This is a genomic window from Allobosea sp. GW821-FHT09G06, from assembly GCF_059416005.1.
Genome location: NZ_JBWKOI010000004.1, coordinates 323,065 through 335,611, shown reverse-complemented (window position 1 = coordinate 335,611; position 12,547 = coordinate 323,065). Strand labels below are relative to the sequence as shown.

The following is a 12,547-nucleotide window of genomic DNA, read 5'->3' as shown; positions in this document are numbered from 1 at the left end:
TTCAGGTCGGGATGCAAGTTTGCCTGGCCGCGTCCCACACCCCGTCCTGGCAGGGCATGGTCGCGAAGTCGGCGAGGAAGCCGACCGCCAGAAGGGCGGCAAAGGCGGCCAGTACGACCGCCAAGCCGAGGACGGCCAGCCTCATCATGCTCCATCCCTTTGGCATCAAGGCACTAGCTCAAATCGATGCCGCGGGGGAAGGGCGCTCGCGGAGCCGCCAGCCTCACTCCAGCTTGACCTGCGCCTCCTTGACAACCTTGCCCCAGCGCTCGACCTCGGCCGTGACGAACTTGCTGAAATCATCACCGGCCAAGGTTGGGATCGGCGAGCCGCTCTTCTTCCAGACGGCGTCGATGGCGGGCGTCTTGAGTGCCTTCTGCACCTCGCCGCGCATCCGGGTCACGATCTCGGCAGGCGTGCCCTTCGGTGCCCAGAGCGCATACCAGGTCGAGACTTCGTAGCCGTCGAGCCCGGCCTCCTTGGCCGTCGGCACGTCAGGAATGGCCTCGGAGCGCGTGGGGGCCGCAACCGCGAGAGCCCGCAGCGCACCGCTCTGGATCTGCGCGGCCGAGGAGCCGAGGCCGTCGAACAGCAGGTCGACCTGCCCGGCGACGGTGTCCTGCAAGGCAGGCCCGGCGCCGCGATAGGGCACATGGGTCAACTTGGTCTTCGTCGAGATCTGGAAAAGCTCGCCGGCGAGATGATGCGTCGTGCCGTTGCCGGCCGAGGCATAGTTCAGCTTCTCGGGATTCTTCCGGGCGAAATCGACCAGCTCCGCCACGGTCTTGGCCTGGACCTTGCCGGGATGGACGACGATGACCTGAGGCGGCTGGGCAATGACCGCGATCGGGATGAAATCGCTCTGGATATAGTAGTCGAGCTTGGGATAGAGCGCCGGCGCGATGGCGTGATGCGCCGCCCCGACGAAGAAGGTGTAGCCATCGGGCTTGGCCTTCGCCGCAGCCGATGCGCCAACCGTGCCGCCGGCGCCGCCGCGATTCTCGATGATGATGCGCTGGCCGAGTTGCTGGTCGAGCTGGGCGGCAAGCGGTCTGGCGAAGGTGTCGGTGCCGCCCCCGGCCGGGAAGGGCACGATGAAGGTGATCGGCCTCTGTGGCCAGGTTTCGGCCAGTGCCGGCGCAGCCGCCAGCAGCGCGAAGGCTGCGGTCGCGAGGATCAGGTCTCGTTTCGTCGTCATGGAAAGCTTCTCCCTTGATGCGGCGCTTGTCGGCCCCTGCCTTCGTGGCGTGCAGGGTGCAGGAGAGCCGGAAAATCGGCCGGGCCGCTCGTCGGATTCAGGGCAAGCGCGGCCGCTTCGAACCGGATATGTGGAAGCATTCCCGACCCTGCACGGGCCGGGGCATCTCAGGATCGGAGACCGGGCGAAACCCGGCCTCCGAAGCAGGCAAGGCGCTCAGCTGCGATACCAGCTCGCCAGGTTCCAGGTCGTGACTTCCCAGCCCGAGATATCGGGCGTCAGGTTGTTGGCGGAGGCGCCGACGACCGTGCGCGACAGGACCGGGAGGATGACATTGGCCTCGCAGAAGATCTCGTTGACCTTGATCAGCAGCGCGGCGCGCTTGACCGGGTCGAGCTCCTTCTGCGCGGCCTTGTAGGCCTTGTCGGCTTCCGGATCGGACCAGCGCGAGACGTTGCGGCCGAGCCACTTGTTCTCCTTGCTGGCGATTTCCCAGGAGACGAGCTGGTTGAGGAAGCGCTCCGGATCGGGCTGCGGCTGCGTCGTGGTGTACATTTCCATGTCGCAATACAGCTTGGTGTAAGTGTCCGGGTTGGCGACATCGGACGAGAAATACACCGAGGCCGTGACCGACTTCAGCTCGAGGTCGATGCCGGCGCGCTGGCAGGCCTGCTTGATGATGGCCTGGGTCTTCTGGCGTGGAGCATTGATCGAGGTCTGGAAGACGTATTTGAGCTTCTTGCCGTCCTTCTCTCGGATGCCGTCGGCGCCCTTCTTCCAACCGGCGTCGTCGAGGATCTTGTTCGCCTTGTCGATGTTGAACTCATACTTGAGCTTGGTCGACTTGAACTGCTTGGGCTCGTTGACGAAGCTCGCCGTCGCGACGCCGCCGCGGCCGTAGATGAACTTCTCGATCGAGTCGCGGTCGATCAGGAGGTTGATCGCCTGGCGCACGGCCGGGTCGCTGAGCGAGGGATGCTTGGTCTTGACGCTGGAGCGCTCGCCATCGACCTCGGTCCACGGATCGGTCGTGTTCAGAATGATGAACTCGACGTCGCCGCCCTTCACCGCCACGACCTTGCCGCGCCCGCCGGCTTCCATGCGCTTGAGGACTTCGTCCTCGACCTGCAGGTTCCAGGCGTAGTCGTATTCGCCGGTCTGGAGCACGGCGCGCGCCGCCGAAACCGCGTCGCCGCCGCCCTTGACCTCGAGCGTATCGAACTGCGGCTTGTTCTTGACGTGATAGTCCTCGTTGCGCGCGGCGAGCACGATGTCGCCCGGCTTGAAGTCGACGAACTTGTAGGGGCCGGTGCCGACGGGCTTCAGGTTCGCCGGGGCCTCGCGGGACTTGGCACCCTTGTACTCGCCGAAATGATGCTTCGGGATGATCATCCCGGCGACGCCGACGAAGGGGTCGGCCCAGAACGGGGTCGCTTCCTTGAAGATCACCTTGATGGTGTGGCTGTCGATCTTCTCGACCTTGATATTGGCGTAGGAGCCGGTGGTGTAGGCGGCCGTCGCCGGATCGGCGGCATATTCCCAGGTGAAGACGGCGTCATCGGCCGTGAACGGCTTGCCGTCATGCCACTTCACGTCCTTCTTCAGCTTCCAGGTGACGGTCGTGCCGTCCTCGGACAGGCCGCCATTGGCCTTGGTCGGGACTTCGGCCGCGAGCTGCGGGATCAGGTTGCCTTCCTTGTCCCAGCCGGCGAGTGGTTCGAAGAAGATGCGCGAGGCGATCTGGTCCTTGGTCCCCGAGGCGAAATGCGGGTTCAGCAGCGTCGGGGCCTGCCAGAGCAGGATCTTGAGCGGTCCGCCGCCGCCGGCCTTGGTCGGCTTGTAGGGGTCGGCCGGCTGGGCCATCGCGACATCGTTCCAGGCAAGGATCTGGCTCGCCATCGGTGCCGTGATACCCACGGCCGCCATTCTCTGCATGAAGGAGCGTCGCGACAGCGTGCCTTCCTTCACATCCGCGACCAGGCCGCGGATTTCCTCTTCCTTCATGGGTTTTCCCTCCACCTTTTCAGAAAATCGGTGCCCCGGCATTCGATGCCGTGTTTTCGTTGGCGCGCCAGCAATGCATGGCCGGGCGCAGGCGTCCAGTCGGCGAATGGACGGAGCATGCCGGCAATGACGCCGATGCGCATCGCCGACGGACGTGGAGGCGGCCGGCAGGGCGCCCAACCGATCAAACATCGCTCCAGAACGCGGTTCTCTCGGAAGAATCGCCGCTTGCGCGCAATTTTACGTTCCGAATTGAACGCAATTTGAGAGTTCCCGGCCATTGCTGGCCCCGCGAACATATGGCTGCGGGGGTTCATGTTCACGCGATATCTCACCTTCCTCTTCCTGGTGGGCTTGAGCGCGCTCTTCTTCACGAGCGGGCGTTCGGCAACACGGAACGAAGAGGCCCGGAAGGACCTGGCTCACGTCGTGACAATGGCAGAGCGAGAGGCCTTGCCCGATTCGGCCGAGGCTAACGACGGCTGAGCCGATCGTCTCCTCGGGCGCGCGAACTTACGCTTCTGGCGCGAGCTTTCGAAGCTGTCGCGCAGCCACCGCCTTCACGGCTTTCGTCATGGCGTCGAGCAGCCGCGTGTTCAATCGCGTGCGTTGCCAGTTCAGCGGCACTGCTATCCGGTGGAGCGGCAGCAATTCGACGAGCCGCCCCTCGGCGATCAGCGGCAAGGCCATGGTGATCGGCGCCATCGACCATCCCAGCCCCGCGAGCGTCAGCTCCAGCATTCCGTGGGTCGAGGGTGCCCAATGCGTCGGCGGCAGCAGGGTCACGCCGCAGGCCTCCCGCATCCAGCGCGATTGCAATTCGTCGCGCCGGTCGAAACGCAGCATCGGTGCGGATTGCAGGCTCAGGCCGGCGACACCCTCCGCGAAATGGTCGGCATGGAACGCCGGGCTGGCAACGGCTGCATAATCCAGCACCCCGAGCGGGTGGATCTTGCAACCGGCCACGGGCGCGAGATCGGCGCTGACCGCAGCCACCACCTCGCCGGTGCGAAGTCTCTCCGCGGTATGGGCTTCATCATCCAGGACCAGGTCCAACAGAGCACCCGTGTCGGCGGTGAACTGCGCGGCCGCCTGCGGAAACCAGGTGCTGAGGCTGTCGGAATTGACTGCGACGCGCAGCGTCGGCGTTGTCTCGCCAGCCCCTGCCAGGCCCTGCAGATCATCCGAGATATCGGCTTCGAGCAACCTGACGCGCTCGATATGGGCATGGAGCTTGGCGCCGATCGGGGTCGGCAAGCAGGGCGTTCCACGCGTCAGCAAGGTTGCGCCGAGGCGCTCTTCCAATCCCTTCACACGCTGCGAGACGGCAGACGGCGTGACACCGAGGACCGACGCCGCCTTTTCGAAGCTGCCTTCGCGCAGGACGGCTGCCACCGCGGCAAGCGCCAGATAGTCGAGCATTAGCCAACCTAATTCTGACTTAGAGAATGTAGTTAGACTACGCTGACCGGCTCGGGCATCAAGCGGCCATGAGCACGCTTTTTCTTCCCGCCTTCGCCAAGGGCTTTGCGCTTTCGGCAGGGCTGATCATCGCCATCGGCGCGCAGAACATGTTCGTGCTCAGGCAGGGCCTCAAGCGCGAGCATGTCTGGCCGATCGTGCTGTTCTGCGCCGCGGCCGATGCGACGCTGATCGTCGCCGGTGTCAACGGGCTGGGCGCGTTGCTCTCCGCCGTGCCCGGTCTCTCCGTCGCGCTGAGCCTGGGCGGAGCCGTCTTCCTGATCTGGTATGGCTATGGCGCCTTGCGTCGTGCCATGGCCTCGTCGAGCCTGGTCGTCGAGCAGGAGGCGGGCATCTCGCTGGCCGCTGCGCTTGCCGGCACGGCCGCCTTCACGTTCCTCAACCCTCACGTCTACATCGACACGGTCATGCTGATGGGCGCGATCGGCGCGAGCCTGCCGGTGGACGAACGGTCCTGGTTCGTCATCGGCGGTGCGTCCGCGAGCTTCGCCTGGTTCGCCGCGCTCGGTTTCGGCGCCCGCTTCGTGGCTCCGGTCTTCTCCAGGCCCTCGGCCTGGCGTGTTCTGGATCTGCTCATCGCAATCATGATGGCCGCTCTCGCCGTCAGCCTTCTGCGCAGCGCCTTCGTTACGTAATTGGATCGCCACCTCCATGCCCAGAGGAAACCCTTCCAGGCAAGGAGACGCCTCTCGCGAGTGACAAGCCCATCTCCCAGCGGACCGTCGCCATCCGCTGCTGGCGCTTCTCAAACAGGATTCGTGACGTAAGAGTCCGGTGTCAGGCTCGGAATCAATGCCGGCGCCCATGAACATACGTCGGATCTAAGCCGGTTATGGATGTACGAAAGCCTGCGGCAAGCACGGGGCCGTTTGCGCCGCTCAACAATCTCACGTTCCGGGCGATCTGGCTTGCCGGGCTGATCTCCGGATTGGGATGGCTGATCCAGACCATCGCCATGAGCTGGTTGATGGCGACGATCACGCCGTCCAGCGTGATGGTCGCTCTCGTTCAGGCCGCGACGAACCTGCCGGCCTTCATCCTGTCGATCTTCGCCGGCGCCATCGTCGATAATTTCAACCGCCGCAAGGTGATGCTGGTGGCGCGCTCCCTGATGGCCCTGACGGCCGCCACGCTGACGCTTCTCGTCGCGCTCGGGCTGATCAATCCCTGGATCATCCTGTTCTTCAGCTTCCTTGCGGGCTGCTGCATCGCCTTCAACGATCCGGCCTGGCAGGCGTCGGTGGGCGATATCGTCGATCGAAAGGACCTTGCCGCCGCGGTGACGCTGACATCGGTGGGGTTCAACACCGTGCGCAGCGTCGGGCCGGCGCTCGGCGGCATCATTCTCGCGACATTCGGCCCTCTGACGGCCTTCTGCGTCTATACCCTCGGCCATTTCGCGCCACTGATCGTGGTCTGGCGCTCCAAATGGAAGGTGCCGGAAGCGCGGCTGCCGCCTGAAGCGATGCTGACGGCGATTTCCGACGGCATTCGCTTCACGTCGCTGTCCTCCGAGATCAAGACGGCGCTCGCGCGCGGCTTCCTGTTCGGCCTCGCGGGCATCGCCATCCTCGCGCTTCTCCCGCTGGTGGTGCGCGATCAGCTGAAGCTGGGAGCGGTTGCCTATGGCGTCCTCATGGCCGGTTTCGGCGCCGGGGCGCTCCTCGCGGGACTGACCTCGACGGCACTCAGGCGAAGGCTGTCGGACGAGCAGATGCTGAAGCTGGCTTGCATCGCCTGCGCAACCTGCACGATCAGCCTTGCGCTGACCCAGACCGCGGCTGTCGCCGTCGTCGCGCTCATGCTCGGCGGCGCCGGCTGGGTCCTGGGATGGTCGGGCCTGAGCATCAGCGTGCAATGGGCGAGCCCACGCTGGGTCGTCGGACGGACGATCTCGCTCTACTACGCGCTCACCTCGTTCGGGCTCGCCGTTGGGAGCTGGCTCTGGGGCATGGTCACCGAGTCCTATTCCCTGAGTTTCGCCTTGCAGGCGTCGAGCGCGGCCTCGCTCAGCGTCGCCATTCTCGGCGTGCTCCTGCCCATCCACCAGCGCAAGGACGCCGATGTATCGACGCCCGATCACGTCGAGGCACCCGAGATCAGCCTCGACGTGAAGCCGCGGAGCGGGCCGATCGCGGTCAAGATCGAGTACCGGATCGCCGCCGATCAGGTCGAGCCGTTCCTCGCCTTGATGTTGCAGCGCCGGCGCGCCCAGGGACGCAACGGAGCGCGCCGGTGGATCCTCACGCGCAACCTGCACGATACGGCGGTGTGGACCGAGACGTTCCGCACCCCGACATGGAACGACTATCTGCGCTTCAACTACCGCCAGACGACGGCCGATAGGACGCTGAATGCCAGCCTCGCCGAGCTCCATAGGGGCCCCGGTGGGCCGGGCGTGACGCTCGCGATCGAAAGACCCACCACGACGCCGCGAAAGGCCGAGATCTTCCGGTCCGAAACGCCCAACAGCTCAGCGTGAACGCTCTGCCCTGGGGGCTCGGTCTCTTTCTCGAAGTGCAGGAGGTCTGCTTCAGCCGCTTTTGGACGGCCGGCGCTTTCGGGCCGGGCGGCGCTGACCGGCTTTGCTGCCCCGCTCCTTGCCCGCGGCCTTGTGCAGGTCCAGCGCGACGCGCCTGACGGAGGTATCGTCCGGATCGAGCGTGATCTCGAATCCGAGGTCGCGACAGAGCGCGAGCATCGGCGCGTTCTCCGCGAGAACCTGGCTATGGACGCGCTGCAGCTTCTCCGCCCTGGCCCAGTCGAGGATCAGCTCCATGAGCGCCCGGCCGAGCCCGATGCCCTTCAGGTCGGAGCGCAGCAAGATGGCGTATTCGGCCTCGACATGCCCGGGATCGGCATGCAGGCGAACGGCGCCGGCCGCCTCTCCGCTGCCTTCCTCGATGGCGATGAAGGCCATCTCCCGCGCATAATCGAGCTGGGTCAGGCGGGCGAGAAAGGCGTGGCTGAACGATTTCAGCGGCGCGAAGAAGCGTAGCCGCAGGTCTTCGGCCGTCACCCGCCCGAGCATCGCGCCGATGGAAAGCTCGTCCTCCGGCTTCATCGGGCGAACGAGGAAGCGCCGCTCGCCGAAGGCGAGCTGCAAGGTCCAGCTGCCGGGATAGGGCCGGATCGCCGGACGGCGGCGGCGCGCGGGATCAGGCTCCAGCACGACACGGGCATCGACCGCGATGACGCCGCTCGCATCGGCCAGGATCGGGTTGAGGTCCATGGCGCGGATCTGCGGCAGCGCCGAGGCGATGCTGCCGAGCGCCACCAGAACAGCGGCGATCGCACGCCGGTCGGCCGCGGGAACGTCGCGATAGGCGGCCAGGATGCGCGATACCCGCGTCCGGGCGATCAGGTTCTCGGCCGAGGCGAGATCGAGCGGCGGCAGCGCGACATGCGTGTCGGCAATGAGTTCGGCTGCCGTGCCGCCGCGTCCGAAGACGATGACCGGTCCGAAGCAGGGATCGACCGAAAAGCCTGCGATCAGCTCGCGCGCCTTGCTGCGATGCGCCATCGGCTGCACCAGGAACCCGGCCAGCTGCGCCTCCGGCCGCAACTGGCGCAAGCGCTCCGCCATGCGGGCGGCGGCTTCCCGCACGGCGCGCTCGTTCGCAAGGTCGAGCTCGACGCCGCCGACATCCGATTTATGCGCGATATCGGGGGAGACGATCTTAAGAGCGACCGTGCGGCCAGCCGCGAACTGGACCTTGGCGGCTTCGGCGGCAGCCGCTGCATCCGTGGCGATGACGAGGCCGAGCGTCGGAATCCGGAACAGGGCCAGCAGCTCCGCGACTTCATCCGGTTCGAGCCAGCTGCGACCTTGCGCGATCGCCCGCTCGACGAGCGCGGCAGCGGCAACGATATCCGGCTGGTCATCGTCGTCGAGCACGGGCGGCGTCGCCATCAGCTCCTTGAGCAGCCGGGCATGACGCGTCAAATGCTGGAAGCCGAGGATCGCATCCTGCTCCGTCGCGAAGGACGGAATGCCGGCCGCAGCGAAGGTCCCCGCCATCTCCTCGCCGCCGCCGACCCATACCGCCAGCACCGGCTTGCCCGCCGGAGACGCGGAACGCGCCTCGGCCATGGCACGCGCGCAATCTGCCGGGTCGTCCGGCGCGAGCGGGGCGTTGAGCGCCAGCACGGCGTCGACGTCGCTCTCGGCCAGCAGGCGGGTCGTCGCGTCGCGATAGTCCTGCGCCGTCCGGACGATCACCGGCTCGCGGAGTTGGCGGTCCACGCCACCGGCCCGCCGCAGCCGCGCTGCGGCCAGGGCCGCCAGCCCCTCGCCATTGCTGACGATCGCCAGCCGGCCGGCATCCGCAGCGCGGGCGCGGCCCAGAGTCTCAGCGGCGGCAAAAAGCTCGTCGAGATCGTTGACGCGCAGCAGGCCTGCCCGATGGAACGCGGCATCATGCGCCGCGTCGCTGGTCACGATCAGGGCGGAATGCGTCAGGGCCGGCCAGGGTGGCTCCAGGCGCGGCGGCCTCAGCACCAGCACCGGCTTGAGCCTCGCGGCAGCGCGCGCCGACGAGAGAAAGCGCGCGGCGTCAGTGACGTCGTCGATCGCGAGCAGGATCGTGCGCGTCGCGGAATCGGCGCCGAAATGATCGAGGCCGTCAGCGATATCGACATCGGCACCTTCGCCAAGGACGACGGCGCCCGAAAACCCGATCCCGCGCCGGGCGGCCCAGGCCAGAATTCCGGCCGCCACAGAATTGGATTGCGCGACGAGGGCGAGCGAACCCGCTGCCAGATGCACCGGAACCGCAGTGGCGTTCAGGCCAAGGCGCGGCGCGGCAAGGCCGAGCGACGATGGCCCGATCAACCGGATGCCGGCCGCTCGTGCTGCGCTGCGCAAGCGCCCGGCATCGGCGATGTTTCCGTCAGGCACGAGAAGCCCGGCGCCGCCGCTTTCCACCAGCCGTAGTACCTGCTCCACATCGGCAGCAGGGGCGATCAGGAGATCGCAGGGCCGCAAGGGCGGAACAGCTTTCCCGCCGGGAAGCACCGTGAGCTCGCCGCGATAGGATTGCGAACGGATTTGTGCCGCGAGCACATCCGTTTCAGGAGAGCCGGCGATGAGCGTGATTGTCCTGGGTTCAAGCGCGCGTCGGATCAGGGCGAGCGTCATCGATCGGCGTTTCCGTCTTCGAGGCGGCGAGCAGACGCGATTCCCGGCAATCGGGCCAGCCGTACTTTGCGCGTATCCGATATGGCTCTGATGCCGGCTCGGTCGCCAGCACCCCAGCAAGCGTTGCGCATGCTTGGCCCGCATGATCGACCACAGCCATGCGCCGGGCGGCGCCCTTGCCCCGGCAATTCCGGATCGGCCAACATCGGGCCGGCCATGGCTGCGGCCGGACTAGGCATCCAGAGAACGAGAGGCGAGGGCAGATGAGCGGACTCTTGATCGCGGGCGGCCGCGTCGTCGATCCGGAAAGCGGCCATGACGGCATCGCCGATGTTGCCATCGCTGACGGAAAGATCGTCGCGATCGGCTCCGACCTTGGCCATGCCGAGCGCGTGATCGACGCGCGGGGGCTGATCGTCGCGCCAGGCTTCATCGACCTTCACGCCCATGGCCAGTCGATCCCGGCCGACCGGATGCAGGCTTTCGATGGCGTCACCACCACGCTGGATCTCGAGGCGGGCGTGCTGCCGGTGGCGTCCTGGTATCGCCGGCAGGCGGAGCAGGGCCGCATCCTCAATTACGGCGCCGCGACGAACTGGGCCTTCGCCCGGATCGGCGCGATGATCGGGATCAACGAGGAATCGTCGCTGGAAGCGTTCGGGCGCGCCATGCGCGATCCGCGCTGGATGGACAATATCTCCTCGCCCTCCGAGCAGCAGAACATCCTCGACCGCATCGCGGCCGGGCTCGACGAAGGCGGCATCGGGATCGGCATCCTGAACGCTTACGCACCCGGCGCCGGCGTGCAGGAATTGACGGCGCTCTGCCAGCTCGCCGCCGAGCGCGGCGTCCCGACCTTCACCCATATCGCCTATATGGCGAATACCGATCCGAAGAGCGCTGCGGAGGCCTATATTCGCCTCATCGGCTATGCCGGCGCGACCGGCGCGCATATGCACATCTGCCACTTCAACAGCTCCAGCAAGACCGATGTCGAGCGTTGCGCGCGGCTGATCAGGAAGGCGCAGGAGCAGGGCCTGCCGATCACGGTGGAAGCCTATCCCTATGGCACGGGCTCGACGGTGATCGCCGCCGCGTTCTTCAGCGACCCGGAATTCGAAAGCCGCAACGACACGCGCTACCAGCAGATCCAGCTGGTCACGAGCGGGCGCCGGATCCAGGACCGCGATGACCTGTTGACGGCGCAATCCGAGGATCCGTCGCAGCTCGTCCTCTGGCACGTGCTCGACACCGAGAACAATGCCCGCCACCGCGACATGCTCGACCTCTCGGTGCTGTATCCCGGCGGCGCGATCGCATCGGACGCGATGCCCTGGTCGATGCCGGACGGATCGACCTATACCGGCGACGCCTGGCCGCTGCCTGAGGAAGCGACCTCGCATCCGCGCTCGTCGGGCACCTTCACGCGCTTCCTGCGCCATTGGGTACGCGAGCGGCAGGCGATCGGGCTCAGCGAGGGTATCGCGAAATGCACGCTGATCCCGGCCGAGATCCTGGCCGCAAGCACGCCCGCGATGCGGGAGAAGGGCCGGCTGAAGGCCGGAGCCGACGCCGATGTCGTGGTGTTCGATCTGGACAAGCTGACCGACCGGGCCGAGTTCTCGGCGATGAACCGCCCGGCCGAAGGCGTCCGGCATCTGGTCGTCAGCGGTGAGCCGGTCATCGCCGACGGCCTCATGCATGTCGCAGCGAGGCCCGGCCGGCCGGTGCGCCGCCCCTTCGGCACGGCAGCGTAGCCGCCATGCCGGTTCCGATCCTGCTGGTCACGGGCTTTCTCGGGGCCGGCAAGACGACGCTGGTCAACCGTATCCTGCAGCAGGCCGACGGCCGCCGGATCGCGGCCGTCGTCAACGATTTCGGCGCGATCAATATCGATGCCGAGCTCATTGCCGGCGCCGAGGACGGGGTCGTCAGCCTCGCCAATGGCTGCATCTGCTGTTCGCTGGAAGGCGATCTGCTGCGGACGCTTTCCAGCCTCCTGCGGCGAAGCCCGCGACCGGAAGCCATCGTCATCGAGACCAGCGGCGTCGCCGATCCCGAGGACATCATCCGCAACCTGATGGATCCGGTGGTCTGGCGCGAGGCTCCCCTGGAGACCGTTCTGTGCGTCGCCGATGCCGCGTCACCGGAGCCGGATCTCGGCGATCCCCTGCTTCTGAGCCAGCTCCGCTCCGCCGACCTCGTCGCCATCAGCAAGGGGGATCTTGTCGACGGGCCGGTCCTCGACGCACGCCGCCGCGCCCTGTCGCAGATCAACCGCAGGGCGGCCGTCGTCGAGGCGACCGGGGGCGATATCCCGCTCGATCTCGTCTTTCCGGAGGTCGGGACGGCTCGCGAGCGGACGACGCGCCCGAAACGGCCGAGCATCGACCGTTTCGAGAGCTTCAACTGGATATCCGAGGAACCGATTTCGCTCGGCGGCTTCCAGCAGGCGATCGGCCGGCTGGCGTCCCGGCTCGTGCGTGCAAAAGGGATACTCGACACGATCGAAAAGCCGGATTGCCGCTACCTCTTCCAGCTCGCGGGGGGAAGAGCCACGCTCGCACCGCTCGATCGGGACGATCCGGGGCAGGGCGGCACGCGCCTCGTCTTCATCGCGGAGATCGGGAAGATCTCTCAACCGGAGATCGACGAGGCCCTGAGCCGGGCCGGACGAACATAACCTCCGGCGCCGGCCCGATCGCGGCAGGCAATCCGCCGCG

Annotated in this window: 10 protein-coding genes; 4 read left to right on the top strand and 6 right to left on the bottom strand. The window is 66.7% G+C overall.

Features of this window, described 5'->3' with window-relative positions; all coding sequences use genetic code 11:
• Nucleotide 1 precedes the first annotated feature (1 nt).
• From AC07NY_RS20830 to AC07NY_RS20810, 5 genes are all read right to left on the bottom strand, one after another.
• Nucleotides 2-148: a hypothetical protein gene (locus AC07NY_RS20830; protein ID WP_494585386.1), complete on the bottom strand. Its 147-nt coding sequence runs from the start codon at nt 146-148 to the stop codon at nt 2-4.
• Between the two features lie 75 nt (nt 149-223).
• Nucleotides 224-1,198, bottom strand: a complete 975-nt coding sequence (locus tag AC07NY_RS20825) for a Bug family tripartite tricarboxylate transporter substrate binding protein (protein ID WP_494585385.1) — start codon at nt 1,196-1,198, stop codon at nt 224-226.
• Between the two features lie 216 nt (nt 1,199-1,414).
• Nucleotides 1,415-3,202: a peptide ABC transporter substrate-binding protein gene (locus AC07NY_RS20820; protein ID WP_494585384.1), complete on the bottom strand. Its 1,788-nt coding sequence runs from the start codon at nt 3,200-3,202 to the stop codon at nt 1,415-1,417.
• The gene (locus tag AC07NY_RS20815; protein ID WP_492286248.1) at nt 3,199-3,525 is read right to left on the bottom strand and encodes a hypothetical protein; all 327 of its coding nucleotides are present in this window, start codon (nt 3,523-3,525) and stop codon (nt 3,199-3,201) included. The genes AC07NY_RS20820 and AC07NY_RS20815 overlap by 4 nt, the downstream gene beginning before the upstream one ends.
• Before the next feature lie 190 nt (nt 3,526-3,715).
• Nucleotides 3,716-4,624, bottom strand: a complete 909-nt coding sequence (locus AC07NY_RS20810; protein WP_494585383.1) for a LysR family transcriptional regulator ArgP — start codon at nt 4,622-4,624, stop codon at nt 3,716-3,718.
• A 68-nt stretch (nt 4,625-4,692) separates the two neighbouring features.
• On the opposite strand from AC07NY_RS20810, the gene AC07NY_RS20805 reads away from it, so the two are divergent.
• Both AC07NY_RS20805 and AC07NY_RS20800 read left to right on the top strand, forming a co-directional pair.
• Nucleotides 4,693-5,319 carry a LysE/ArgO family amino acid transporter gene (locus tag AC07NY_RS20805; protein WP_494585382.1) on the top strand — a complete coding sequence of 209 codons (627 nt, stop codon included), beginning with the start codon at nt 4,693-4,695 and terminating at the stop codon, nt 5,317-5,319.
• A gap of 197 nt (nt 5,320-5,516) precedes the next feature.
• Entirely contained in the window at nt 5,517-7,166 is a 1,650-nt protein-coding gene (locus tag AC07NY_RS20800; protein WP_494585381.1) for an MFS transporter, read from the top strand.
• Between the two features lie 51 nt (nt 7,167-7,217).
• On the opposite strand, the gene AC07NY_RS20795 is transcribed toward AC07NY_RS20800, so the two are convergent.
• The gene (locus AC07NY_RS20795; protein WP_494585380.1) at nt 7,218-9,824 is read right to left on the bottom strand and encodes a bifunctional acetate--CoA ligase family protein/GNAT family N-acetyltransferase; all 2,607 of its coding nucleotides are present in this window, start codon (nt 9,822-9,824) and stop codon (nt 7,218-7,220) included.
• 194 nt (nt 9,825-10,018) lie between these two features.
• Here AC07NY_RS20795 and AC07NY_RS20790 point away from each other — a divergent pair, with 194 nt between their 5' ends.
• Both AC07NY_RS20790 and AC07NY_RS20785 read left to right on the top strand, forming a co-directional pair.
• The gene (locus tag AC07NY_RS20790; protein WP_494585489.1) at nt 10,019-11,581 is read left to right on the top strand and encodes an amidohydrolase family protein; all 1,563 of its coding nucleotides are present in this window, start codon (nt 10,019-10,021) and stop codon (nt 11,579-11,581) included.
• Between the two features lie 5 nt (nt 11,582-11,586).
• Nucleotides 11,587-12,507, top strand: a complete 921-nt coding sequence (locus tag AC07NY_RS20785) for a CobW family GTP-binding protein (protein WP_494585379.1) — start codon at nt 11,587-11,589, stop codon at nt 12,505-12,507.
• The last annotated feature ends 40 nt before the right edge of the window (nt 12,508-12,547 follow it).